At 72.8% G+C, this 24815-nt stretch carries 24 protein-coding genes and 1 tRNA gene; 14 read left to right on the top strand and 11 right to left on the bottom strand.

Going from position 1 to position 24815, the window contains the following annotated elements; genetic code table 11:
* Window positions 1-115 precede the first annotated feature (115 nt).
* Window positions 116-189: transfer RNA gene (locus AB0I42_RS31550), tRNA-Gly, on the top strand.
* A gap of 150 nt (window positions 190-339) precedes the next feature.
* Here the strand turns inward: AB0I42_RS31550 and AB0I42_RS31545 are convergent.
* Window positions 340-843 carry a hypothetical protein gene (locus AB0I42_RS31545; RefSeq protein ID WP_357543115.1) on the bottom strand — a complete coding sequence of 168 codons (504 nt, stop codon included), beginning with the start codon at window positions 841-843 and terminating at the stop codon, window positions 340-342.
* 112 nt (window positions 844-955) lie between these two features.
* Between AB0I42_RS31545 and AB0I42_RS31540 the strand changes: the two genes are divergently transcribed.
* The gene (locus tag AB0I42_RS31540) at window positions 956-1186 is read left to right on the top strand and encodes an e9imm peptide (RefSeq protein WP_357543113.1); all 231 of its coding nucleotides are present in this window, start codon (window positions 956-958) and stop codon (window positions 1184-1186) included.
* A 29-nt stretch (window positions 1187-1215) separates the two neighbouring features.
* Here AB0I42_RS31540 and AB0I42_RS31535 read toward each other — a convergent pair whose 3' ends face one another.
* Complete coding sequence (locus AB0I42_RS31535; RefSeq protein WP_357543111.1) at window positions 1216-1767, bottom strand: phosphoribosyltransferase family protein; 552 nt, start codon at window positions 1765-1767, stop codon at window positions 1216-1218.
* Window positions 1768-1926: 159 nt separating this feature from the next.
* On the opposite strand from AB0I42_RS31535, the gene AB0I42_RS31530 reads away from it, so the two are divergent.
* From AB0I42_RS31530 to AB0I42_RS31515, 4 genes are all read left to right on the top strand, one after another.
* A complete protein-coding gene (locus AB0I42_RS31530; RefSeq protein ID WP_357543109.1) occupies window positions 1927-2673 on the top strand; it encodes a septal ring lytic transglycosylase RlpA family protein in 747 nt (248 codons plus the stop codon).
* Between the two features lie 112 nt (window positions 2674-2785).
* The gene (locus AB0I42_RS31525; RefSeq protein ID WP_357543107.1) at window positions 2786-3913 is read left to right on the top strand and encodes a PP2C family protein-serine/threonine phosphatase; all 1128 of its coding nucleotides are present in this window, start codon (window positions 2786-2788) and stop codon (window positions 3911-3913) included.
* A 131-nt stretch (window positions 3914-4044) separates the two neighbouring features.
* Window positions 4045-5901, top strand: coding sequence for an acyl-CoA dehydrogenase (locus AB0I42_RS31520; RefSeq protein WP_357543105.1), 1857 nt, complete (start codon window positions 4045-4047; stop codon window positions 5899-5901).
* A gap of 143 nt (window positions 5902-6044) precedes the next feature.
* A complete protein-coding gene (locus AB0I42_RS31515) occupies window positions 6045-6338 on the top strand; it encodes a DUF6458 family protein (protein WP_357543103.1) in 294 nt (97 codons plus the stop codon).
* Between the two features lie 3 nt (window positions 6339-6341).
* Here the strand turns inward: AB0I42_RS31515 and AB0I42_RS31510 are convergent, their stop codons facing one another.
* Window positions 6342-6863, bottom strand: a complete 522-nt coding sequence (locus AB0I42_RS31510) for a histidine phosphatase family protein (protein WP_357543101.1) — start codon at window positions 6861-6863, stop codon at window positions 6342-6344.
* A 184-nt stretch (window positions 6864-7047) separates the two neighbouring features.
* Between AB0I42_RS31510 and AB0I42_RS31505 the strand changes: the two genes are divergently transcribed.
* Window positions 7048-7320, top strand: coding sequence for a DUF6458 family protein (locus AB0I42_RS31505; RefSeq protein ID WP_357543098.1), 273 nt, complete (start codon window positions 7048-7050; stop codon window positions 7318-7320).
* Between the two features lie 134 nt (window positions 7321-7454).
* Here the strand turns inward: AB0I42_RS31505 and AB0I42_RS31500 are convergent, their stop codons facing one another.
* Window positions 7455-8132, bottom strand: coding sequence for a hemolysin III family protein (locus AB0I42_RS31500; RefSeq protein WP_357543096.1), 678 nt, complete (start codon window positions 8130-8132; stop codon window positions 7455-7457).
* A gap of 76 nt (window positions 8133-8208) precedes the next feature.
* Between AB0I42_RS31500 and AB0I42_RS31495 the strand changes: the two genes are divergently transcribed.
* Genes AB0I42_RS31495 through AB0I42_RS31485 form a run of 3 tightly spaced genes read left to right on the top strand, consistent with a single transcriptional unit; the run spans window position 8209 to window position 10398 of the window.
* Window positions 8209-8820, top strand: coding sequence for an allophanate hydrolase subunit 1 (locus AB0I42_RS31495; protein WP_357543093.1), 612 nt, complete (start codon window positions 8209-8211; stop codon window positions 8818-8820).
* Entirely contained in the window at window positions 8817-9665 is an 849-nt protein-coding gene (locus AB0I42_RS31490) for a biotin-dependent carboxyltransferase family protein (protein WP_357543091.1), read from the top strand. The genes AB0I42_RS31495 and AB0I42_RS31490 overlap by 4 nt, the downstream gene beginning before the upstream one ends.
* Window positions 9649-10398 (top strand): 5-oxoprolinase subunit PxpA, encoded by a 750-nt coding sequence (locus AB0I42_RS31485; protein ID WP_357543089.1) that lies wholly within the window; start codon window positions 9649-9651, stop codon window positions 10396-10398. The genes AB0I42_RS31490 and AB0I42_RS31485 overlap by 17 nt, the downstream gene beginning before the upstream one ends.
* 6 nt (window positions 10399-10404) lie before the next feature.
* On the opposite strand, the gene AB0I42_RS31480 is transcribed toward AB0I42_RS31485, so the two are convergent.
* From AB0I42_RS31480 to pdhA, 6 genes are all read right to left on the bottom strand, one after another.
* Window positions 10405-12249, bottom strand: coding sequence for an NHL domain-containing thioredoxin family protein (locus tag AB0I42_RS31480; protein WP_357543087.1), 1845 nt, complete (start codon window positions 12247-12249; stop codon window positions 10405-10407).
* Between the two features lie 39 nt (window positions 12250-12288).
* Window positions 12289-15156 (bottom strand): hypothetical protein, encoded by a 2868-nt coding sequence (locus AB0I42_RS31475; protein ID WP_357543085.1) that lies wholly within the window; start codon window positions 15154-15156, stop codon window positions 12289-12291.
* A gap of 334 nt (window positions 15157-15490) precedes the next feature.
* The gene (locus tag AB0I42_RS31470; RefSeq protein WP_212824807.1) at window positions 15491-15628 is read right to left on the bottom strand and encodes a hypothetical protein; all 138 of its coding nucleotides are present in this window, start codon (window positions 15626-15628) and stop codon (window positions 15491-15493) included.
* A 225-nt stretch (window positions 15629-15853) separates the two neighbouring features.
* The gene (locus AB0I42_RS31465; RefSeq protein WP_357543082.1) at window positions 15854-17308 is read right to left on the bottom strand and encodes a dihydrolipoamide acetyltransferase family protein; all 1455 of its coding nucleotides are present in this window, start codon (window positions 17306-17308) and stop codon (window positions 15854-15856) included.
* Window positions 17309-17313: 5 nt separating this feature from the next.
* The gene (locus tag AB0I42_RS31460; protein ID WP_357543080.1) at window positions 17314-18291 is read right to left on the bottom strand and encodes an alpha-ketoacid dehydrogenase subunit beta; all 978 of its coding nucleotides are present in this window, start codon (window positions 18289-18291) and stop codon (window positions 17314-17316) included.
* Complete coding sequence (gene pdhA, locus AB0I42_RS31455) at window positions 18291-19487, bottom strand: pyruvate dehydrogenase (acetyl-transferring) E1 component subunit alpha (protein ID WP_357543078.1); 1197 nt, start codon at window positions 19485-19487, stop codon at window positions 18291-18293. Before pdhA ends, AB0I42_RS31460 begins: the two co-directional genes overlap by 1 nt.
* Window positions 19488-19957: 470 nt before the next feature.
* Between pdhA and AB0I42_RS31450 the strand changes: the two genes are divergently transcribed.
* Entirely contained in the window at window positions 19958-20824 is an 867-nt protein-coding gene (locus tag AB0I42_RS31450) for a hypothetical protein (protein ID WP_357543076.1), read from the top strand.
* A 77-nt stretch (window positions 20825-20901) separates the two neighbouring features.
* A complete protein-coding gene (locus AB0I42_RS31445) occupies window positions 20902-21990 on the top strand; it encodes a hypothetical protein (protein WP_357543074.1) in 1089 nt (362 codons plus the stop codon).
* A gap of 13 nt (window positions 21991-22003) precedes the next feature.
* Here AB0I42_RS31445 and AB0I42_RS31440 read toward each other — a convergent pair whose 3' ends face one another.
* Window positions 22004-22690 carry an NUDIX domain-containing protein gene (locus AB0I42_RS31440; RefSeq protein WP_357543072.1) on the bottom strand — a complete coding sequence of 229 codons (687 nt, stop codon included), beginning with the start codon at window positions 22688-22690 and terminating at the stop codon, window positions 22004-22006.
* Window positions 22691-22760: 70 nt separating this feature from the next.
* Between AB0I42_RS31440 and AB0I42_RS31435 the strand changes: the two genes are divergently transcribed.
* Together AB0I42_RS31435 and AB0I42_RS31430 are read left to right on the top strand one after the other, a co-directional pair.
* Entirely contained in the window at window positions 22761-23822 is a 1062-nt protein-coding gene (locus AB0I42_RS31435; protein ID WP_357543070.1) for an SPFH domain-containing protein, read from the top strand.
* A 37-nt stretch (window positions 23823-23859) separates the two neighbouring features.
* The gene (locus AB0I42_RS31430; protein ID WP_357543068.1) at window positions 23860-24765 is read left to right on the top strand and encodes a hypothetical protein; all 906 of its coding nucleotides are present in this window, start codon (window positions 23860-23862) and stop codon (window positions 24763-24765) included.
* Window positions 24766-24815: the final 50 nt, after the last annotated feature.

The following is a 24815-nucleotide window of genomic DNA, read 5'->3' as shown; positions in this document are numbered from 1 at the left end:
AAGATCCGCGTGGCCAGGGGCCGGCGCCCGCCCAACGTGCGCCCACCCCCTGGTCACGCGGATCGGGAGGGGTCCGTGCGTCAGCGCAGCCGACCAGGTACAGTGAGGTCCGCTCGCGGGTGTAGTTCAATGGCAGAACATCAGCTTCCCAAGCTGACAGTGCGGGTTCGATTCCCGTCACCCGCTCCACAGAGAAGCCCAGGCTCGGATGATTTCCGACCTGGGCTTCACTCATGTGGACCGCTTTTTCTGCTTGTCAGGCCCGCTACGTGCCCGATTTCGGCTCTCCTCGATCTGGGTCGCTGTGCCCTTTGCGTCGCCGCACTACGCGTGGCGGGTCTAGTCAGGCATCTGCGCTGCCTGGATCGTGCTCCACGGGACGGGCAACTCGGAGGGCAAGAGCCGTGTGGGGTCGGTCGCTCCCACGAAGAAGGCGAGGGCGCTGGGATCATGGTTCTCCTGGTCGTCTTCCTGCCAGCCGACGGCCATCGCGACGACATAGTCCGGCAACCCACCCGACTCGATGATGAAGACCCTTTTGTGGGCGGCCGACCGGCCGGTCTCGCGCAGGATGTGCTCGTCTTCCTCGACGGTGGCGCACCGCAACACGAGGCCGTCGTAGTGCATCCGCGTCTTCATCGCATCGACCGGTTTGAACAGAATATCGATACGGGATTGTCTGTACCTGTCATGAGACGCCTGTTCTGCACGCAGGAGCAGTTGGCTGTGGCTCAGAGCGTAAGCCCAGACCACGAAGCGACGTTCCGACCGGAACAGTTCCTTGCCCGGTGCGAATTGATGATCCTGTTTTAGCCACGCTCTTGATTGCATGCGGGCCAGCATTACAGCGCGCATGGGGGCTCTGGCAAGCGATTGGGCTACGGATGCCAAGACGTCTCCCGTGCCGGCGATGGTTGAGGTCAGACTGGAGACAGGTGACGACAGGCGGAGCGGCATGGGCGAGGGACTGACCCGGGATCAGGCGATCGTGCTGGTGGAACGGATCATGAACGGGGAGTATGCGGACGACGAGGAACTGGACCGCTGGCTCGACCGGCTCGCCCGCGATCTCGTCTGCCCGGGCGTCGCCGACCTGATCTTCTGGCCGCCCACGCCCTTGTCGGCGGCCGAGGTTGTCGACCGGGCCCTGGCCTACCAGCCCATCCGGACGCAACCTCCACAGTGATCAGAGGCCGCTGGCCAGGGCGATGATGGTCAGCCGTCGAGGTGGTGAGCCTGGAGGAGGGTGCGTAGGCCGAGATCGCGGGCGAGTTCGGTCGGGCAGTCGGCCACGATGGCGGCCGTACCGATGAGCGTGGCGCCGCGCCGGTCGACGATCTCGTGGATGGCGCGTACCTGGGCTCCCGTGGCCACCCAGTCGTCGACGACGAGCACCCGGTCGGCGGGGCCGAGGTGCCGGTCGCGTACGCCGAGCCGCAGCGTCCGGTCGCGGTAGTCCGGTGGGGTGTGCGCCCAGGTCACCGGCTCGGCCACCTGCCGGCCCTCGGCCTGTTTGACGGCGGGTAGGAAGCCGGCCCCGATGGCGGTGGCGACGAGTGGCCCGACGAGGTATCCGGTGACCTCGGGCGAGATGATCACGGTTGGCCGGTCGGCGGGGAAGAGGGCGGCGAGCGCCGGGCCGATTCCGGCCAGGATCTCGGGGTCGTGCCACCAGCCGGACATGTCGCTGACCAGGTGGGTGCTGTGCGGGCCGGGGTCGAGCCACCGGAATTCGGTGACCAGGCGTTTCCTCAGGTCAGCGTGCACGTCACCATCCTGCCGAGCCGGGAGTCCGCCCGGGTCGGACGTTCGGACAGACGTTTCACCACAAAGCAGGGCCAAAGCCAATGATCATATTGACTTCGGATGTGCCGGTCTGGCTACGGTTCGCGGCGTACGAGATCTGCGTTTGGGGAGGTCAGCGGCGTGGCGGGACGGCATTCGCGGAAACCCGACCGGCGACCGTGGATCGCGGGAGCGGCGATCCTGGCGGGCGTCCTGCTGGTCGGCGGCGGGATCGCCGGCGTACGGCAGGTGACCGGCCCGGCCACGCCGACGGCGGTCGACGTGCCGGCGCCGTTCCGGGCGCCCACGCCGGCCGACGCGCCGATGCCGGGCAGCGGCTCCCCGTTCGCCATACCCACACCACCCGGGACGCGGACCACCGGCCCGGCCCCGACCACCGCCCCGCCGACCACCGGGGTCCCGACTCCCGCTCCGACGAGCGCGAGGCCCGGGACCACGACCCGGGCGCCGGAGTCGACCCGGCCCCCGGCGCCCAGGACCTCGACCGCGCCGGCGCCGAGTCGGTCGCCCGCGCGGCCCTCGTCCGGCAACCCGCGGCCGACGCCGTCGGCCACCCGGCCCGCTGCTGACGACAAGGTCACGGACAGCGGATCGTGCGGCGCCTCGTTCTACGCCGAGGGGCAGCTCACGGCCAACGGCGAGCGGTTCGATCCGGACGCCCTCACCGCCGCCCACCGGACCTGGGCGTTCGGCACCCGGGTACGGGTGACCAACCCGGCCACCGGCGCATCCGTCGTCGTACGGATCAACGATCGTGGGCCGTTCGTCGAGGGGCGCTGCATCGATCTGTCGCGCGCGGCGTTCGGTGCGATCGCGCCGCTGGAACAGGGCGAGGTCGAGGTCCGGTACGAGGTTCTGGCCGGCTGAACCGCGCCCGATGGTGCCCGCGCGTGGCTCGGGCACGGCTGGTGGGCGGCCGGGTGGCCAAAACCAGATAGCCGAGGGGACAACTTCGTTCAGTCGCGCCCGTCGATCAGGCATGCTGTTCGGCGTACCCATGCCACTTTTCTCGTCGGGCCGCCGCCCGCTCAGCCCAGGATCCCGCGCCGGTCTCGGCGCGGCCCTTGTGCTGCTCGCGCTCGTGTCGGCGGTGGAGTTGGCCGACGGCGGAATGGTCAACTACGTCGGTCTGGTGGCGGCGGCACCGTTCCTGGCGGCGGCGTTCGCGTCGTGGCGGATGGTGCTGGCCGTCGGTGTGCTGTCGACCGTCGTCGCGGGTGGGTTCGCCCTGACCGGCCAGGTGGTCTCGTTGGCCGCGGTGGTCAACGTGATCGGTATCGGGCTGGCCACCGCGATCGCGGCCGGGGTGGCGGCGATCCGCCAGCGGCAGGCCGAGCAGATCGCCGAGTTGTCCAAGCTCGCCGCCGTCGCCCAGCAGGCCGTGCTGCGTCCGATCGGTCCGCAGGTCGGCAGCCTGGCGGTCGCCGGCCGCTACATCTCGGCGACGGCCACGGCCGACATCGGCGGGGACATCTACGAGGCGCTCGACACCCCGTACGGCGTCCGGATGATCATCGGGGACGTCCGGGGCAAGGGCCTGGACGCGGTACGGCTGGCCAGCATCGTGCTCGGTTCCTACCGGCACGTCGCGTACGAGCGGTCGGACCTGCGGGCGATCGTCGCCGACCTGGACCGGGCGGTGGCCCGCAGCGTGGGCGACGAGGACTTCGTCACCGCGGCGCTGGTCGAGGAGCGGGGCGGCACGCTGACCATCGTGAACTGCGGTCACCCGCCGCCGCTGCTGTTGCGTCGTGGGCAGGTGATCCCGCTGGAGCCGCCGGCGCCGGCGCCACCGCTCGGGTTCATGCCGGTCGTCCGGCCCCGGGTGGAACGTCTCGAACCCGGTGACCGGCTGCTGCTCTTCACCGACGGGTTGGGCGAGGCGCGCCGGGACGGCGAGTTCTTCCCGACCGCCGACCGGGCCTGGCGGCTGCTGGGGCACGGCACGGTCGGCCACGGGCTGGCGTCCCTGGAGACGGCGCTGGTCGAGTGGGTGCACGGCCGTCTCGACGACGACATCGCGCTGGTGCTGATGGAGTACGCGGGCCCGCGACCGGTCAGCACCACCGCGGTCCCGAGCTGGGAAGTTGGCGCGGCCGACCACTGAGGCCCATCACTCCGGCCTTCGAGTGTGGCGTCCGTCACTTTAGTCATTACCTTGTCGCTTCCTACCCGCGGGTAATACAGTCGGGGTTACTGACCGGTAACACTGCCCGAGAAAACCGGGGGCCAGCGAGCATGACGCACTACAAGAGCAACATCCGAGACCTCGAGTTCAACCTCTTCGAGGTGTTCGGCGCGGAGCAGGTGTTCGGCCAGGAGCCGTACACCGATCTGGACGTCGAAACGGCTCGCAGCTTCATCGCCGAGGTCGACCGGCTCGCCCGCGAGGACCTCGCGGCCAGCTACACCGACAGTGACCGCAATCCGCCGGTCTTCGACCCGGTGACCCACACGGCACCGGTTCCCGAGTCGTTCCGGAAGTCCTACCAGGCGTTCATGGACGCCGAGTTCTGGCGGCTCGACCTGCCCCCGGAGCTCGACGGCACCAACGCGCCACGGGCGCTGTGGTGGGCACTCGCCGAACTGGTCCTCGGCTCCAACGCGCCGGTCTGGATGTACGCCTCCGGCCCGTCCTTCGCGCACACGCTGCAGCGGGAGGGCACCGAGCGGCAGAAGAAGTGGGCGAAGCTCTTCGTCGAGAAGCGGTGGGGCTCGACCATGGTGCTGACCGAGCCGGACGCCGGCTCCGACGTCGGTGCCGGTCGTACCCGGGCGATCCCCCAGGAGGACGGCTCGTGGCACATCGAGGGCGTGAAGCGGTTCATCACCTCGGGTGAGCACGACCTGACCGAGAACATCATCCACTACGTGCTCGCCCGCCCGGTCGGCGTCGAGGGCGTCGGCGGCCCCGGCACGAAGGGGCTTTCGCTCTTCGTCGTACCGAAGTTCCACTTCGACGAGGAGACCGGCGAACTCGGCGAGCGCAACGGCGTCTACGCCACCAACGTCGAGCACAAGATGGGCCTGAAGGTCTCCAACACGTGCGAGCTGACGTTCGGCGAGGGCGGCGTGCCGGCCAAGGGCTGGCTGCTCGGCGACGTGCACGAGGGCATCCGGCAGATGTTCCTGATCATCGAGTACGCCCGGATGATGGTCGGCACCAAGGCGATCGCCACCCTGTCGACCGGCTACCTCAACGCACTCGAGTACGCCAAGAGCCGCGAGCAGGGTGCCGACCTGCTGCACATGGCCGACAAGACCGCGCCCCGGGTCACCATCAGCCACCACCCGGACGTGCGCCGTTCGCTGATGCTGCAGAAGGCGTACGCCGAGGGGCTGCGCGCCCTGGTGCTCTACACCGCCAGCTGGCAGGACAAAATCAACATTGCCGAGGCGGCCGGCGACGAGCAGGGCGCGAAGGTCGCCAAGCGGGTCAACGACCTGCTGCTGCCCCTGGTGAAGGGGGTGGGCTCGGAGCGGGCGTACGAACTGCTCGGTCACGAGTCGCTGCAGACCTTTGGTGGTTCCGGCTTCCTCCAGGACTACCCGCTCGAGCAGTACGTCCGCGACGCGAAGATCGACACCCTGTACGAGGGCACCACCGCGATCCAGAGCCTCGACCTGTTCTTCCGCAAGATCGTGCGGGACAACGGCAAGTCCCTGCTGGCCGTCGCCGGCGAGATCCAGGCGTTCATCGAGGCCGAGGGCGGCAACGGTCAGCTCAAGGAGGAGCGGCTCGCGCTCGGCCGGGCGCTGTCCGAGGTGCAGAACATCATGGGCGTGATGACCGGTTGGCTCGGCGAGGCGCAGGCCGGTGAGCCGCGGGCGCTCTACAAGGTCGGCCTGAGCAGCCGGCGTTTCCTGCTCGCCCTCGGCGACGTCGTCGTCGGCTGGCTGCTCCAGCGTCAGGCGGACGTGGCGCTGCGTGCCCTGGCGGGCGAGGTCTCCGGCAGTGACCAGGCGTTCTACCAGGGCAAGGTGGCCGCCGCCCGGTTCTTCGCCCGCGAGGTGCTGCCCCGCGTCGGTGCCGACCGGCGGATCATCGCGGCCACCGACCTCGACGTGATGGACCTTCCGGAGGAAGCGTTCTGACCCGATCCCCCGATGATCTTGCCCTCGTCAGGATGACGAGGGCAAGATCATTTGCGGCTCCGGTGGCGTTTGGTCCCATGCCCCGGGGGTAGCCACGCTGGAACGCGAATCTGTCCCAGACAGCGCGAGGAGTTGTGGCGCAAATGGGCATTGGTGGCGGAATCTTCCTGATCTCTATTGGTGCGATCCTTGCTTTCGCCGTACGCGCGGACGTGTGGTGGATCGACATTCGCGCAGTCGGCTGGGTACTCGTCCTCGCCGGGGTAACCATGATCACGGTCACCCTCTGGTACTGGGCGGACCGCAGGCGCCGTACCCGGCGGTTGATCGTCGAAGAGAACCGCCTTTCCCACTCGACCTCGATCCACCAGGCCCCGGCCGAGCTGCCCTCCGCGTCTCCGCCGCCGGCCAACCCGCTGCCACCGGAGAAGAAGTAGGAGTCAGCCCCGGGCCGTGTGGCTGTCGGTCACCGCCGCCGAATCGGCGGCCAGGTCACCCCACGAACCCGTGAACCGGTGTACGGCGATACCGCTGGTCCGCAACCCTTCGTCGGCACCACTGCTCGGGTCGAGCAGCGCCGACAGATCAGAGATCGCCGGATTGTGTCCGACGACGAGCACCGTCTCGTAGGCGTCCCCGGCGTCGCGGAGCACGGCCAGCAGATCCCCGACCGAGCCGGTGTAAAGCGCCTGTTCGTAACGGACCTCAGGGGCGCCCGCGCCCGGGCCGGACTCGCCCGCCGTACCGGCGATCGCGACCGCGACCCCGTGCCAGGTCTGGCGGGTGCGTTTCGCCGGTGAACAGAGCACCAGGTCGGGCAGGTTGTCGCTGCCGGTGAGCCAGGCGCCGGCGGCGGCCGCGTCGGCGTGCCCCCGGTCGGTCAGCGGCCGCTCGACGTCGGCGATCCCGTCCGGCTGCTCCGCCTTCGAATGCCGCAACAGCACGATGCTCCGCTCGGTCATGTGCCCTCCTCGCTCTCGCTGCGCTCGGTCGGCGCATGCCCAGGGCCGACTTCCCGTCTCACAGCTTGCCTGATTCGGTTCTGAAGCACGTGGGTAAGTGGATGGGTGCCGCAACCTCACACGCGGCCCGGGACGGCGGCCCGTCGGATCGGGGTCGCGCCGTATGCCAAGGAGGGCGACAACAGTGGGTATCGGTGGAAGCATCCTTCTCATCGCAATCGGCGCGATCTTCGCGTTCGCGCTCGACGTCAACCTCGGTTGGCTGAACATCAACGTGGTCGGCTGGGTACTGATGGTCGCCGGTGTCGTCGGCCTCATCCTGACCACCTGGTTCTGGCAGAGCCGCCGCCGTACCGTCGTGCAGACCGCGCCGGCCGAGCGTCAGGTGGCGCCCATCCCGCAGGACCGGGTCGTGCACGAGTACCGCGAGGTGCGCAATCCCGGCCCGACCGTCTGACCGTCCCCCGTCGAGAGATCCGCGTGATCAGGGGCTGGGCAGCGCGCCACGCCGGCGCCACGCCCGAACAACTCCCTGATCACGCGGATCTTGCGGGCCTTGCGGCCGGGCTGCGGCCGGTGGAGCGGGGCGGGTCAGGCGAAGAGGGCGAAGTAGATGGCGATGTGGTGGCAGAGCGCGGCCACCAGGGTGCAGGCGTGGAAGAACTCGTGGTGGCCGAAGACGGTCGGCCACGGGTTGGGCCGGCGCAGGGCGTAGAAGACCGCGCCGACGCTGTACGCCGCCCCGCCGACGATCAACAGCACCAGGGTGGTCACCCCGCCGTTGCCCAGGATGTCGGGCAGCACCGCGATCGCGACCCAGCCCAGCGCCAGGTAGAGCGGCGCGGAGACCCAGCGCGGGGCGTGCGGCCAGACCATCTTGAGTGCCACCCCGAGCAGGGCACCCGCCCACACCACGGCGAGCAGCACCGTCGACTTGGTGCCGGTGAGCAGCAGTACGCAGAACGGCGTGTACGTGCCGGCGATGAAGACGAAGATCATGCAGTGGTCCAGCCGCCGCATCACCTGGTAGCCGCGTTCCGACCACACCCGGCGGTGGTAGAGCGCGCTGGTGCCGAACAGCCCGCAGACGGTGAGGCTGTAGATCGCGCAGCTCACCAGCGGCGCCCAACCCGGGCGGCCCGCGGCGAGCGCGCAGAGGACGATGCCGCACACGAGTGCGACGAAGAACGCGTACGTGTGCAGCCAGCCGCGCATCCGGGGTTTGCCGATGTCGACCGGCTTCATCCGCAACGGGGTGGAAGTGGTCACGGGCATCAGGTTACGGCACCGTAGGTTACTTGTAGGTAGTGAAACGACTCACTTCACCGTCTGCCAGGATGGCGCGATGCGGATCCGGCGGGCGGGCGCGGGCGCGCTGCTCCTCGAATGCGACGACGGTGCCCAGGTGGAAGCCTGGCGCGCCGAACTCTGGCGGCAGCGCGACGCCGGCCGGCTCGCCGTCACCGAAATCGTGCCGGCCGCCCGGACCGTACTCCTCGACGGGCTCGCCGACCCCGCCGCCACGGCGGCACTGATCGCCGGCTGGCCACCGCCACCGGCCGCCACCGGCCCGACCGGCCCCCTCGTCGAGATACCCACCCGGTACGACGGCCCCGACCTCGCCGCCGTCGCCGGCCACTGGGGCATACCGCCCGCCGACGCCGTACGACGCCTGGTCGACACCGAGTTCCAGGTCGCCTTCGCCGGCTTCGCCCCCGGGTTCGCCTACCTGCGCGGGCTGCCCGAAGGCTGCGAGGTGCCCCGGCTCCCCACACCCCGCGCCGCCGTACCCGCCGGATCGGTCGCCCTCGCCGGACCGTACGCCGGGATCTATCCGACCGCCTCACCGGGCGGCTGGCAACTCGTCGGGCACACCGACGCCACGCTGTTCGACGTACACCGGGAGCCGCCGGCGCTGCTCGTGCCCGGCACCCGGGTGCGCCTGGTCGCCAGGTGATCCAGGTGCTGCGCGCCGGGGCGCTCACCACCGTGCAGGACCTCGGCCGGCCCGGCTGGGCCCACCTCGGCGTACCCCGCTCCGGTGCGCTCGACGGCCCGGCGCTACGGCTGGCCAACCGGCTCGTCGGCAACCCCGAGACCGCCGCCGGGCTGGAGACCACCCTCACCGGCTGCCGGCTGCGGATCACCCGGGCCACGAACGTGGCGGTGACCGGGGCGTACGGGCCGCTGCGGGTCGACGGGCGCCCGGCGGGCCTCGGACAGCCGGTCGCCGTACCCGCCGGGGCGACCGTCGACATCGGACCCGCCAGCCACGGCGTACGCCGCTACCTGGCCGTCGGCGGCGGCATCGCCGTACCGCCCGTGCTCGGCAGCCGCAGCACCGACACCCTGTCCGGGCTCGGCCCGGCGCCGCTCGCCGACGGGGACGAACTGCCGGTCGGCGCCGCCGTGCCAGCCCCGTCGACCGTGCACTTCACGCCCGGGCAGCCACCCCTGGACGTGCTACACCTCGCGGTCCGGCTCGGCCCCCGCGACGACTGGTTCACCGCCGCCGCCGTGGCGAACCTGCTCTCCACGCCGTACACGGTCAGCCCGCTGAGCAACCGGGTCGGCGCGCGACTGGCCGGCACCGGCCTGACCCGCGCGCGGGCCGGCGAACTACCCAGCGAGGGCATCGTGCTCGGCGCCGTCCAGGTGCCCGCCGACGGCCAACCACTGATCTTCCTCGCCGACCATCCGACCACCGGCGGCTACCCGGTGATCGCGGTCGTCGCCGACGTCGCACCGCTGGCCCAGGCCCGGCCGGGGACTACCGTGCTGTTCCATGGACCTCAACGCTGACCTCGGCGAAGGCTTCGGCATCTGGCGGCTCGGCGACGACCTGACCCTGCTCGACGTGGTCACCTCGGCGAACGTGGCCTGCGGCTTCCACGCCGGCGATCCGGCCACGATGCGCCGGGTCTGCGCCGCCGCGGCGGACCGCGGGGTCGCCGTCGGCGCCCAGGTCGGCTACCGCGACCTGGCCGGCTTCGGGCGCCGCCGGATCGACTACGACCCCGACGAACTCCGCGACGAGGTGATCTACCAGATCGCCGCCCTCGACGGCATGTGCCGGATCGCCGGGACCCGGGTCCGGTACGTCAAACCGCACGGCGCCCTCTACAACACCGCCGCCGTCGACGAGCCGCAGGCGGCGGCGGTCGTGTCGGCGGTGACCGACTACGACCCGGCGCTGCCGGTGCTCTGCCAGCCCGGATCGGTGCTCGCCCAGATCGCGGCCGGGGCCGGCCTACGGGTGGTCGGCGAGGGCTTCGCCGACCGCGGCTACCTGCCGGCCGGCACCCTGGTGCCCCGGTCGGCACCCGGCGCGCTGGTGACGGCCGAGGCCGAGGTGGCCGACCGGGCGCTGCGGATGGCGGTCGAGCAGGTGGTGGTCGCGGTGGACGGCGGTACGGTCGCGTGCCCCGTCGAGTCGATCTGCCTGCACGGCGACACCCCGGCCGCCGTCGCCCTGGCCCGCCGGGTCCGCACGACCCTGACCGAAGCCGGCCTGGAACTGGCCCCGTTCACCTGAGCGGGGTCAGGTGTCCAAACCGCGGAGGATCAACGGCAGGCGGGCGGCGGCGTCGTCGGCGATGGTGACCGGAACTCCCCAGTCCTGGCGGGTCAGGTGGCAGGCGGCGTGCTCGGCGTCCGCGTCGCAGGTCGCGGCCTGCGCCACCACCTGCAGCACCCCACCGGGTACGGCCGGATCGATCACCAGCCGGCGGCTCAGGTCGGTGCCGACCCCGGCCCCCTCGACCAGCAGCTCCGGCGGCGAGGCCGACACCTCCAGGCGGGTCGACGGCCCGAACGAGTCGTCCAGCTTCTGCCCCGGCGCCGGCGTGAAGATGACGTCCAGAACGACCTCGCCGCCCCGCAGCCGGGTCGGCGGCCGCTCGGCCCGCCGCCGCGGCCCGTCGACCGTGCTCGCACCCGCCGCCGACAGGGTGCCGGGCGCCAGCCGGGTCAGCCGGTGCGCCGCCGACTCCACCACCAGCACGTCACCGCCGCCGGTCACCACGACGTCGCTCGGCTCGGCCAGCCCGTCGGCCACCGTCGACATCACGCCGGCCGCCGGGTCGAACCGGCGTACGGCCCCGTTGTAGGTGTCGGCGACCAGCACCGAACCGTCCGGCAGGGCACACACGCCCAACGGGTGCTGCATCAGCGCCTCGCCGGCCGGACCGTCGACGTGGCCGAAGTCGAAGAGCCCCTGACCGACCGCGGTGTGCAGCGCCCCGTCCTCGACGTAGCGCAGCGCGCTGGTCTCGCTGTCGGCGAGCCACAGCCGGGCCCCGTCGGCCGAGACCGACAGACCGGACGGCTGGGCCAGCCACACGTCCGGCAGCGGCCCGTCGCGCAGCGCCTCGACGGTCGTACCCGCGTAGACACCGGTCGTGCGCTTGATCGGGTCGTACCACCACAGCTGGTGGATGCCGGCCATCGCGACCACCACCCGGCCGTCGTACCAGGCGACGTCCCACGGCGAGGAGAGGTCGGCGGACACGGCGTCGTGCGGGAGGTCGTCGACCGTCGACCGCCACTGCCGGCCGGTGCCGGCGACCGTGACGACCTCGCCGGTGCCGAGCCGTACGCCGCGCAGCAGGTGGTTGACGGTGTCCGCCACCACCACGTCGAAGCCGGCCACCTCCGCGACCTGCGGCGGCAGCAGGCACAGCCCCTGCGGCTCGGCGAACGAGGCGGTCGCCGGCGTGCCGTCGGCCCGGCCCCGGGACCCGGAACCGATCTCGCCGACCACCGTCTCGCCGTCGGGCGCGAACCGCACCAGCCGGTGCCGTGCCGAGTCGGAGACGAGCAGGTCGCCGCCGGGCAGCTCGACCGCCTTGCCGGGGAACCGCAGCGTCGTCGCGGGTTCGGCGGGCGGCACGTACGGCCCGTCGCCGCGGTGCAGGGTGCCCTTGGCGTCGTGGGTGGCGATCAACTCCTCGATCAGCCGGGTCAGCCCTTCGGCATGCCCCTCGCCGGCCATCGAGGCGACGACGTAACCCTCCGGGTCGACGACCGACAGGGTCGGCCATGCCTTGGCCGCGTACTGCTGCCACATGTCCAGGTCCGGGTCGTCGAGCACCGGGTGCGCGACCCCGTACCGTTCGACCGCCGCGGCCAGCGCCACCGGGTCACGCTCGTGCTCGAACTTCGGGGAGTGGACGCCGACGACCACGAGCACGTCGCCGTACTTGTCCTCGAGCGGCCGCAGCTCGTCGAGTACGTGCAGGCAGTTGATGCAGCAGAAGGTCCAGAAGTCGAGGATTACGATCTTGCCGCGCAGGTCGGCGAGGGTGAGCTCGCGCCCACCCGTGTTGAGCCATCCCCGACCCCGCAGCTGTGGAGCCCGGACCCGGTCGGTGCGTGCCTTCGTCATACCGACGATCCTGCCCCAACCGGGTTCCGGGCTCGGCGGCTACCCGCTGGTCGCCGGCTCCAGACACAGCACCTGCTGCCCCTGGTCACCGGCCGCCGGTACGTCGATCCACTGCTGCTGGTTGGCGCACTCCTGGAGGGTGCCGACCTTCGACACCACCTTGAAGGCACCGTCGTCACCGCAGTTCGCCGACGTCGGCCGGTCGCCGGACTGCACGACGCAGTCGCCGACGTTGGGGTTGAACGCCTCGTCGCTGGGCTTGAGCAACCAGACGAGGCCCAGCGGGATCGCGACCAGCAGCACGGCGGCGGCGAGTACGGCGATCAGCACCCGTCCGTTGCGTACCTGCGGCACGGGCTCGGCGGCCGGTTCGGCCGCGGGCTGCTGCGGCTTCGCCTCGGCGCCGGCGTCCGGCCGGAACGAGTTGAAGCGGTCCTGCTCCTGCCAGTCCTGCGGTGCCCCCGGGCCGGGCTGCCCGGCTGCCGCGAGCGGCTGGCCGTAAGGTCCGGCCGGCTGGTCGAGGCCGCCCGGTTGGTGGCCGTGCGGACCGGCCGGCTGGCCGTAGCCGCCGCCGAACGGCTGCCCGTACGGGTCGGGTGCGCCGAAGCCACCGGGGCCGCCCGAGGCGGGCGCACCGGACACCGGGCCGCCGGACATCGGGCCGCCAGACACCGGACCCCCGGACACCGGGCCGCCCGAGACCGGGCTGGCGGGGAAACCGTTGCCGGGCGTCTCGGTCGGGGCGCCCGGGTGCGCGAGCGGCGCCGAGGCCGCTCCCGCGAATCCGGACGGGAACTGGTTGGCCGGGCCGCCGAAGGGACCGGGCTGGCCACCGGGACCGTCGTGCTGGCCGCCGTCCGGGCCGGAGCCGATCAGATCGCCGTACGGCGCCCCGTTCGTCCCCCGGAACTGCCCGGTCGGTTCGGCGTACGGGTCGGGCTGGGCCGACGGGGGCGGCGTGACCCGGGCCGATCCGGCGCTGGCGGCCGGACCGTGGTGGGAGAAGCCGTTCGCGTGCTCCCGGGCCGGCGGCGTGCCGGGCCAGCGTGGTTCGTCGGACCAGGCCTGGTTGGGGCCGGGCCACGGGGCACCGGCGGGGGCACCGCCGTCGCCCTGGCCCGGGTCGTCGTCCGTGGCGGCACCCGCCGGGGTGCCGAACGGCGTGCCGGCGGACGGAGCCGGCTCCTCCTCGACGGGATCGGCGCTGACCGGCCGACCGTAGACACGCGGCGTCGACGGCCGGGCCGGGCCGGGCGTGACGCCGTGGTCCGGCGGCGTGACCAGGCTCGACATCGGCACCGACGCACTCGCCGACACGGCCCGGCCCGGCTGCGCCGGTTCGTCGGCCGGCGTCTCCTCGGCGACCGGCTGGGGCACCGACACGCGGCCGGACGGCGGGTTGTCGATGGCGCCGCGCGGATGCGGCACCGGGGCGACGACCGACGGGTCCTCGGCGGGCTCGCCCGGACCGGGCTGGGCCGCCGGGGGCGGCTGCCCGTACGGCGACGGCTGGTCGTAGCCGGGCGGCTGACCGTAGACGGGCGGCTGACCGTACGCCGACGGGGATTCGAAGTCGGCGGGCGGCGACGCGGCCAGCGTGGCGCCGGGAACCCGGACCTCCTGTGGCGGCAGCGGCATCACGCCGGACGGGGCGAAGCCGGGCACCGGACCGCCCGGCTGGAAGCCGGGGTCGCGCTGCGCGGGGGCGTCGGGCCCGACCGGCTCCGGCTCGGCGGGCCGCCAGCCGGCGCCGCTCGTCGGCGCGGACTGCGGTTGCCAGGCACTTTCGGCCGGGGCCGGGGGCGGTGGCTGCCAGCCGGGATCCGGGCCGGCGGCCGGCGGAGGCTGCCAGCCACCGTTCGCGGCCGGCGCGGACTGCCAGCCGTCGCCGGACTCCAGGGGCTGGGAGAACCGGTCCGACCCGGCGGACGGCGCCGGGTAGCCGCCGGACTCCGGGCGGCCGAGTGGTTGGGCGTGCTGGCCGGCCCCGGTGGCCGGTGGCATCGGGGCACCGGAAACCGGCCCGGCCGGGGGAACCTGGCCGAGCGGGGGAACCTGCCCGGCTGGGGGGAACTGACCGGACGGTGGAAGATCGCGGGCCGTCTCGGCCGGCGCCGGCTGGTGCCAGGCGACCTGCGGCTGGGCGGACTGCGGGGGAGCGGACTGCGGCCGGACCGATCCGGGGGGCGGCCAGGGTGAGCCGGACTCCGGTGCCGGCCACGGCTGCCGGTCCGGCTCGGCCGGCGCCCACGCCGAGGCGGGCTGGCCCGGCTCGCCGCCGGCGCGGGGGTCCTGCTCGCGGGCGTCCTCGCGCCAGGCGGCCCGGACGGCCTCGAAGCGGCCCGGCTCGCGCTGGCCGGTGTCCCACTCGGCGGGCGGCTGCTCCTGCGCGGCCCACGTCCGGGTGGCCGGCTCGGGGGCCGGGGCGAACGGGGTGCCGGCGGGCGGCTCGTCGAGCGGACGCTGGTGGGGCGACTGCTCGGCCGGCCGGCCGGGTGCACCCCGGGAACCGGTGCCCCACGCCTCCTCCGGCGTCCACGGCTCGGGCTCGGGATGCGCGGAGCGCGGTCCCGGCGGGATGTGTGCGGGTGGCGCTCCGGGGGTCGCGCCGGGCGGCGGGTACGTCGTCGGCCGGTCGCTCCACTCGCCGCGGTAGCCGGCGGCGGGAGGCGCCTGTTCGGCGCCGGTGTGCGGGGTGCCGGGTACGGGTGGGGCGGCGGGCGGCGCCCAGGGGGCGGACTGCTCCGGCCGTACGCCGGGGGCGAACGTGGCCCAACTGTTGCCCGGCGCTGACTGGCGCTCGCCGGGGTAGCCGGTCGACTGCTCGTCCGTACGTGCTCCGTGACCGGTGCCCGGCGCAGCCTCCTGCGGCTCACGACCGGGGTGCTGCTGACCCTCGGACGTCATGTGCGCCTCCTCCATCACATGTCGGCCGTGCCGGCCCCACACGGGTCACCCGCAGGGTCGGCGGTGACTCGGTGGGATCGGCCGTGCAAGCTCCCCGCACGGTAGCCGGTCGGGACCGGTGCTGCCGGGAGCACCTGACCGTCACCAGCCGCACGGGTAGACCCGGGTCGATAGTGCCCGGGCACCTCGTGGCCGGAACGACGGCCGTGCCCAACCGTACCGGGCGCTGCGGCGGTGAGGAATGGCGGTGTCCGGGCACCCGGATACAACGATGCCCCGTCCGGGCGGTCCGGACGGGGCACGGGTTTCGTCAGACGACGAGAAAAGTGTGTGGTCAGCCGTAGTAACGCTGGGCGATCGCGAGGATCTCCTTGCGGACGGCCGGCGAATTGGCGGACCGCAGCGCGTGCTCGATGGCCCGTGCGCGGCGGTTGGCGTCGCGGCGGCTGCGGAAGCGTTCGATCATGGACATTTCAGCTCTCCCCTGGCTATTCGGTTGTCAGCCCGTCGATGAGTCCATTGAAGCGCATCGCGGGGCGCGTGGCCATCGATTATTAGGTGAGGTGCGACACCTGCCTAAGAATCGAAGGTGTCAGGATGCTCCTGGTTAACTTTCCAGTCGTCAAAGCGACACGGCCGGCGTGCTCCCGGTCACTTCCGGAAGTACGCCGACCGTGTCGCCGGACAGGTCGGACCGTCAGGTCCAGGCCAGCAGGGTCGCCTCGGGATCGGCCAGGAACGCGCCCACGTCACGAATGAACAACGCGCCCAGTTCCCCGTCGATGATCCGGTGGTCGAACGACAGGCCGAGGGTGGTGACCTGCCGCGGCCGGATCTTGCCCTTGTGCATCCACGGCGTCTCCCGCACCGCGCCGAAGGCCAGGATGGCGGATTCACCCGGAGGCAGGATCGGGGTGCCGGTATCCACCCCGAACACCCCCACGTTCGTGATCGTGAAGGTGCCCCCGGTCATGTCCGCCGGGCTGGTCTTTCCCGCCTTGGCGGTCCGAACCAGCCCGGTCATCGCCTCGGCCAGCTCGTGCAGGGTCAGCCGCCCGGCGTCCTTGATGTTGGGCACGATCAGGCCACGGTCGGTGGCCGCCGCGATGCCGAGGTTGACGTATTCCTTGACCACGATCTCGTCGCCCGCCCAGGTCGAGTTGACCATCGGGTGCCGGGCGGTGGCGAGCAGGACCGCCTTGGCCACCAGGAGCAGTGGCGAGACCCGGGTGTCCCGCCACTGCGGCAGGGCCCGCAGCCGGTCCAGTGCCTTGATCGAGCGGGTCATGTCGACGGTGTGGAAGAGCGTGACGTGCGGCGCGGTGAACGCCGACGCGACCATGTTGGCCGCTGTGATCTTCCGCACGCCCTTGACCGGGATCCGCTGTTCGCGGTCCGGCCCGAACGACGGCGCCGCCCCGACGGCCGTGGCCGGAGCCTCCGCCGCCCCGGCCGCCGCCAGGTGTACGTCGTCCCGAGTGATCGAGCCCTGCGGCCCGGTCCCGGTCAGCGTGGCCAGGTCGACCCCGAGATCACGGGCCAGCTTGCGTACCGGCGGCTTGGCGAGCGCGCCGGGGGCGCGGGCCGGCGCCGGGGCCGACGCCCCGTTCGGCGCCGGCGGTGCGGTCGGCATCGTCGGCATGGCAGGCATCGCGGGCATCGTCGGCATGGTCGGGGCGGCGCCCGGGGCCGCCTTCGCCGCCGGGGCCTCCGTCGCCTTGCGCGGGCGCCGCTTGGCCGCCGACGTACGTGGCCCGTAGCCGACCAGGACGGCGGTGCGCTCACCCGGCCCGTGGCCGCCGGTCATCCCCGGCTCCACCATGCCCTCGGCCGGTGCCACCTGCACCGCCGCGAGCGAGGCGGCGGACGGCGCCGGCAGCCCGTCGGGCGGCAACTCGCCGGCACCCGGGTCGGTGTCGATCGAGATGATCGGCGTGCCGACCTCGACCACGGTGCCCTCGCCGTGGAAGATCGCCCGCACCTGGCCGGCCCACTTGGCCGGGATCTCGACGGCCGCCTTCGCCGTCTCGACCTCGACGATCGGCTGGTTCAGCTCGATCGTGTCGCCGACCGCGACCAGCCACTTGAGGATCTCGCCCTCGGTCAGCCCCTCGCCCAGGTCGGGCAGGTTGAACTCCTTGACCCTGGTCATCGCGGTCACCAGCCGAAGGCGCGGTCGACGGCGTCGAGCACCCGGTCCAGGTCGGGCAGGTAGTCCTCCTCCACCCGGCTCGCCGGGTAGGGGGTGTCGAAACCGGCCACCCGCAGCACCGGCGCCTCCAGGGAGTAGAAGCACTTCTCGGTGACCCGGGCGGCGATCTCCGCACCGAGGCCGACGTTGGACGGCGCCTCGTGCACCACCACGCAGCGGCCGGTGCGCCGTACCGAGTCGTAGACCGGGGCCAGGTCGAGCGGCGACAGCGTACGCAGGTCGACGACCTCCAGGTCGCGACCGTCCTCGGCGGCCGCCGAGGCGGCGTCGAGCGCGGTACGCACCATCGGCCCGTACGCCAGGATCGTGGCGTCGGTGCCGGGTCGCACCACCCGGGAGGCGTGCAGCGGATGGTCCGCCTCGGTGTCGACCGGTCCCTTCTCCCAGTAGCGCCGCTTCGGCTCCAGGAAGACGATCGGGTCGTCGGAGGCGATCGACTGGCGGATCATCGTGTATGCGTCCTGCGGTGACGAGCAGGAGACGACCTTCAGGCCGGCGGTGTGGGCGAAGTATGCCTCCGGGGACTCGGAGTGGTGCTCGACCGCGCCGATGCCGCCACCGAACGGGATCCGGATGACGATCGGCAGGGAGAGCTTGCCCCGCGACCGGTAGTGCATCTTCGCGACCTGCGACACGATCTGGTCGTACGCGGGGTAGACGAAGCCGTCGAACTGGATCTCGCACACCGGCCGGTAGCCGCGGATCGCCAGGCCGACGGCGGTGCCGATGATGCCGGACTCGGCGAGCGGGGTGTCGATGACCCGGTCGCCGCCGAAGTCCTTCTGCAACCCGTCGGTGATCCGGAAGACGCCGCCGAGCTTGCCGACGTCCTCGCCCATGATGATGACCTTGGGGTCGTCGTCCAGGGCTCGCCGCAGGCCGGCGTTGAGTGCCTTGCCCATGCTGAGGGTCTCGGTGGCCATCAGTGCACACTCCCCTCGAACGACTCCAGGTAACGGCCGAACTCCGCACGCTGCTCGTCCAGTTCCGGGGAACCGCCCGGATAGACGTGGTCGAAGAGCGACAGCGGCTGTGGATCGGGCATCGAGAGCACCCGTTCGCGCAGGTGCACCGCCTCGCGCCGGGCCGCCTCGTCGACCTCGGCGAAGAAGTCGGCGTCGGCGATCTGCTGGCGCTCCAGGAACGCGCGTACCCGGGCGATCGGGTCCTTGGCCTGCCACGCCTCGACCTCGCTGGCGATCCGGTAGCGGGTCGGGTCGTCGGAGGTGGTGTGGGCACCCATCCGGTAGGTGTATGCCTCGATCAGGGTCGGACCCTGTCCGTGCCGGGCGTTGTCGAGCGCCGCCCGGGTCACCGCATAGCTGGCCAGGACGTCGTTGCCGTCGACCCGGATGCCGGGGAACCCGAAGCCGGAGGCCCGCTTGTAGAGCGGGATACGGGTCTGCCGTTCCAGCGGCTGCGAGATCGCGTACTGGTTGTTCTGGCAGAAGAAGACCAGCGGGGCGTTGAACACGCTGGCCCAGACGAACGCCTCGTTGACGTCGCCCTGCGAGCTGGCGCCGTCGCCGAAGTACGCGATGACCGCCTCGCCGTCGTCGCCGCCGGTCTTGCCGTCCATCGTCACGCCCATCGCGTAGCCGGTGGCGTGCAGCGTCTGGGCGCCGATCACGATCGTGTACATGTTGAACTTGAACTCGTTGGGGTCCCAGCCGCCCTGGTCGACCCCGCGGAACAGGCCCAGCGGCATGATCGGGTCGATGCCGCGGCAGTAGAGCACGCCGTGCTCGCGGTAGGTCGGGAAGGCCATGTCCTGCGGGCGCAGCGCCCGCCCCGAGCCGACCTGTGCGGCCTCCTGCCCCAGCAGGCTCGCCCACAGGCCCAGTTCGCCCTGGCGCTGCAGCGCCGTGGCCTCGGCGTCGAGCTTGCGTACGACGACCAGGTCCCGATAGATGTCGCGGTATTCGGCGTCGGTGAAGTCGACCGTGTATTCGACCCCGTCCGGGCCGGTCACCGACTCGATCCGTTCCCCCTCGGGGGTGAGCAACTGGATCAGCTCAGGATCCGGCCGAGCAGCCGTAGAACCGGACCGCCGGGAAGCGGTCTGTCTGCCGCGGGTGGTGGTCCCGCGGGTGGTGGTCCCGCGTTCGCCCTTCGCCATCGGTCTCTCCCTGTCATAAGTGCGTCGGCAACGGGGGTGACCCGACCGCGCAGCCGTGGCGCCTGCCGACTTGTGCCGGAACAGACTCTCGTGCCGCGCCTAGCCCCGGTGGGGGTTGCCGCGCGGCGTGGGCCGGGTTCGCCAGAACCCGGCCCGGGAGTGCCGACACCGGGCCGCGCCCACCGCTGGTGTGCGGGAGGCCACGGCCGCGTTGCCGTCGGGTCCATATTCGCAGAGAAGGTGAGCGTGATTACAGTACGGCCTCGATGACCTTGACTATCCGGGCCTGTTCGGGGGAGATGCACACATTTCCCGCCGTGAGTAGGTAACCGACCCGGAACTTGGCACGTTGACACACCGTGCAGGGCTGGCGGACAGTGCGTGACTTCGTCACTCTGCTTGGCAAGGCCGTCCCGGGCGACCTCCCTCGCCCGCTCGGTGGATGTCGCCTACGGACGAGGAGTTCGGCCGTGCCGGACCACCATGACGAACCGCCGCCCGTGCCACCGCACCACCGTCGCCTCGACGGGATACCCGGAAACCACCGATGGCTGCGGGGCGCGCACCGGGCCGAAGGACTCTCCGGTCCGACCCGCCGCTACGTGCTCATCGTCGCCTCGCTCGGTGTGATGGCCTCGCTCCCGATCATCGCCGCGCTCGGCGCCGGCCCCACCACCGTCGGGGGGACCGCGCAGCCCGGTGGCGGCCCGTTCCTCGGCCACCCGTCCGTCGGCCCGGTCGTGGTCGTACCGCTGCCGACCCCCACCCTCGACCCGGGCCGGCCGCCGCTGGTCGGGGTCGGCGACCCGGTCGCCCCGACCAGCCGTCACCGGGCGTCCGGCCCGCACCGCACGGGCAAGGCGAAGCCCCGCCGTACGGCGTCCGAGCGGGTCCGGCCCCGCCCGACACCGGAGAAGACCAGCTTCTTCCCCCGGCCGACGGTGCCCCGGCCGACGACGCGTCCGACGACCCGCCCCACCACGCCCGGTCCCACGCCGTCGGTGGCACCGACCGGGTGCCCGAGCCCGACGCCCACCGCGAGTCCCGACCCGACCGGTACGCCGAGCCCGACCCCGTCGCCGACGGTCGGGCCGACGCGGACCGGGCGGCCGACGACCCGACCCACGCCGACGGCGTCGTCCGGTTCGTCCGGCGGGCCGGGCCGGCGGCCGGCGCCGGCCCGCACCACCGGGTCGCGGGACACCGAGGCCCGTACCCCCGGCCACCGGCCCACCGGCAGTCGCGACGAGGCCGGCCGCCGGTCGTCCCGTACCGGATCGGGGGCGACCTCCTGGGCGCCGGCCGGACGGCCCGCCACCTGGCCGGGCGGGCGCTGACCCGCGGTTCAGGGCTTGCACCGGTTGGTTAGCGTCGATCCGATCGCCGTCCGCCAGCCCCGCGTGCAGGAGGGACCATGAGCATCCCCCCGATGGCCCCGGCCACCCGACGACGTCCGCCGTACGCCATCTTCGCGGTCGGCTGGGAGGCCGTACTGCTGCTCGTCACGGTCATCGCCGTCGGCGTCATCGCCCTCCAGGTGCCGCTGCTGCGCGGCGGCAACTACTGGTACGGCGTCGCGACGCTGGGGCTGCTCGCGTCCGGCTTCGCCCTCTCGCTGCGGACGGCCACCCCTAACCTGGCGGTCGTCGGCCAGGCCACCCTGGCCGGGGTGGTCTACGCGAAACTGGTGGCCGACAGCGGGTGGGCGGCGGTCCCCGCCGGGCTGGTCGCCGTACTCGTGCTGCTCGTCTCCGGTGCCTTTCTCGGCCTGGTCGCCGGCCTGACCACCGCACCCGGGTGGGCGGTCTCGCTCGGCGGGCTGATCTTCGTGCAGGCGATCGCTCTGGCCATGATCGACGGAAGGTCGCTCGCGATCCCCGCCGGCGGACTGCCCGGCACCGGTACGACGATCCTCTGGGCGGTGCTGTTCCTCGTCATCTCGATCGGCGGCGGCCTGCTCTGGCTGGTGCCGAAGGTGCGTACCCTGCTCGCGGCCAACCGGTTCCCCGGCGATCCGGTGCCCGGCTGGCGACTGACCCGCCTGCTCGGTGCCGTCGTCGGCTTCACCGGATCGAGCGTCCTCGCCGCCCTCGCCGGGATCGTGGCCGCCAACCAGCTCCGGGTCGTCACCGGTCTCGTCGACCTGAGCCAGCTCGCCCTGGTCGTGGGTGCGGTGCTGCTCGGCGGCGTCAGCGTTTTCGGCCGGCGCGGCGGGGTAGCCGGCACCGCCCTCGCGGTCGTCCTCCTCGTCGCGATCAACTTCTATCTCACGCTGGAGGGCGCGCCGCGGTGGATCGCGTACGGCGTGGTGCCGGCGCTGGCGGTCCTGGGCGGCATCGGCATCGGTCGCGGCCTGGAGGCGTTGGCCGGCCCCGAGTCCGACGAGCCGCCCGCACCCACCCCACCCGGGTACGCCCCGACGGCCGCCGCGCCCTGGCCGCAGCCCACACCGGGAGGCCAGCCGTCCTGGACCGGGACCGGTGGGATTCCTCCGGTGAGCTGAGCGGTCGGCGCGGTCAGCGGTCCGGGGTGGGGCGGAGCATCGGGGGATGCAGAGCGGTTGCCGGGCCGCGGCGGAAGACCTGGGCGGGCCGGCCACGTTCGCCCTCCGTCGCCCGGCCGGCCGGCACGAGGAATCCGGGCGTGCCGGTGACCTTGCGGTGGAAGTTGCGCGGGTCGAGGCGGGTCTCCCAGACCGTTTCGTAGACCGTCCGCAGTTGCGCCACGGTGAACTCGGGCGGGCAGAAGGCCGTGGCGAGCGGGGTGTATTCGAGTTTGGCGCGGGCCCGTTCGAGGCCGTCGGCGAGGATCCGGTCGTGGTCGAAGGCGAGGTTGTGGGCGCGGGCCACCGGCAGCCATTCCGCTCCCGCGGCGTCGGTGCCGGCGACCGGGGCGGGCAGGTCGGGTAGCAGGGCCAGGTAGGCGACGGTGACGACCCGGCCGCGCGGGTCGCGGTCCGGGGTGCCGTACGTGCCGAGCTGCTCCAGGTGGGCGGCCGCGCCGGTCAGCCCGGTCTCCTCGGCGAGTTCGCGTTCGGCGGCCCGGGGCAGGTCCTCGTCGACGCGTACGAAGCCGCCGGGCAGGGCCGGTGCGTCCTCGTACGGCGGCACGCCGCGCCGGATCAGCAGCACGGCCAGTCCGTCGGCACGGATGGTCAGGACGACGAGGTCGACGGTCACGGCGAACGGCGGGTACTCGCTCATGTGATTTATCACCACCTTGACGAGAACCTATCATCAAGATTATCGTCAGTACGACGAAAAGAGGTTCGAGATGGCCGACGTGACCAGCCGCCTGTTCCTGCGTCACCTGCGTGGCGCCCCCACCTCCTGGGTCCGGCACCTCGTCAACGGCAAGATCCGGCACGAGGGCGTCGGCCAGTCCTACTGGTACCGCCCGCTCGTGTCGGTGCTCAGCGAGGTGCCGATCGACGACCGCGAACTGCCCCTGCTCTTCCACGCCCGGACCGGCGACTTCGCCGACGTGACCGTGCAGGCGACCGTCACGTACCGGGTCGCCGACCCGGCGGTGGCCGCCAGCCGGCTCGACTTCTCGGTCGACCCGCGCAACGGGACCGCGCGGGCGCGACCGCTCGACCAGGTCGCCACCCTGCTCGCCGAACTCGCCCAGCAGCCCGCGCTCGACCTGCTCGCCCGGGTGCCGCTCGCCGAGGCGCTGACCAACATCGCCCCGGTCCGCGAGGCGGTCTCGGCCGCCCTGCGCGCCGAACCCCGGCTCGCCGACATCGGGGTGACCGTGGTCAGCGCCCGGGTCGTCGCGGTCCGGCCCGAGCCGGAGATGGAACGTGCCCTGCAGACCCCGACCCGCGAGGCGGTGCAGGTCGAGTCGGACCGGGCCACGTACGCCCGGCGGGCGCAGGCGGTCGAGCAGGAGCGGGCCATCGCCGAGAACGAGATGCAGAACAAGATCGAGTTGGCCCGCCGGGAGCAGCAGCTCGTCGAGCAGCGGGGCGCCAACGACCGTCGCAAGATCGAGTTGGCTGCCGACGCCGAACTCGCCGCCGCGCAGGGCAAGGCCGAGCGGGAGAAGGTCGCCAACACCGCCGCCGCCGAGCGGGCCCGGGTGCTCGCCGCCGCCGAGGCCGACAAGGAACGCACCCTCGCCGGCGCCCGGGCGGACGGCGTACGGGCGGTCGGGCTCGCCGAGGCCGAGGCCGAGTCGGCGAAGCTGGCCGCGTACGCCGACCTGCCGCCCGGTGTGCTCCAGGCCCTCGCGGTGAAGGAACTCGCCGGCCAGTTGCCGGCGATCGGCCAGCTCACGGTGACCCCGGACATGCTCACCGACCTGCTCGCCCGCCTCGGCGGCCCACGATGAGGGTGACCGGCTGCCCAGCCCGGGACGGGGTGGACCGGTGAGCGGCACGCTCGCCCCCCGGGTGGTCGTGGTCAGCCGGCGCAGCGAACTGGACGAGCTGCTGGTCCGGCACGGCACCCGGGCGGCGGCCGGCTTCTACCTGCGGCAGCGGGGGCGGGACCTGGCCGAGGTCGCGGGCCGGCACGACGCGCTCCAGGCGGCGCTGACCACGGTCGGCGCCGCCGTCCCGGCCGACTGGCGGCGCGGTCACGTCGACCGCGACGACCTGGCCCGGTTCCTCTTCGCGCCGGGGGACGTCGTGGTCGCGGTCGGCCAGGACGGACTGGTCGCCAATGTCGCCAAGTACCTCGACCGGCAGCCGGTCGTCGGCGTCGACCCGGAGCCGGGCCGCAATGCCGGCGTACTCGTGCGGTTCGCCCCGGCCGAAGTGGCCCGGCTGTTGCCGGCGGTCGTCGCCGGCCGCGTCGCCGTGCAGGACCGGACCATGGTCCGGGCCGTCCTCGACGACGGCCAGGACCTGGTCGGTCTCAACGAGGTGTACGTCGGGCATCCGTCGCACCAGTCCGCCCGGTACGTCGTCGGCGTCCCCGGCGGCCGGCGGGAGCGGCAGTCGTCGTCGGGGGTGGTGGTCGGCACCGGCACCGGGGCGACCGGCTGGTGTGCCTCGATCGTCCGGGACCGGCCGGAAGCGCCGGCGCTGCCCGGCCCGGTGGACGAGGCGCTGTGCTGGTTCGTGCGGGAGGCGTGGCCGTCGCCGGCGACCGGGGTCGCACTGACCGGCGGCCGGCTCGCGGCCGGCGAGTCGATCGAGCTGACCGCCGAGGGGGAACGCCTGGTCGTCTTCGCCGACGGCGTCGAGACCGACCACCTGACGATGGCCTGGGGCCAGCGGGTGACCGTGGGCACGGCCGACCGCCGCCTCCGTCTGGTCGTACCGTCCTGAGGCGCGGGGTCGCGTGCCGGCTGGCGCGTCGATCAAGGAGTAGTTGCGTG

Origin of the sequence: Polymorphospora sp. NPDC050346 (assembly GCF_040655695.1) — a bacterium.
GTDB classification, from domain to species: Bacteria; Actinomycetota; Actinomycetes; order Mycobacteriales; family Micromonosporaceae; genus Polymorphospora; species Polymorphospora lycopeni.
The sequence above is the reverse complement of the archived record's forward strand: the minus strand, read 5'-3'. Positions and strand labels throughout refer to the sequence as shown.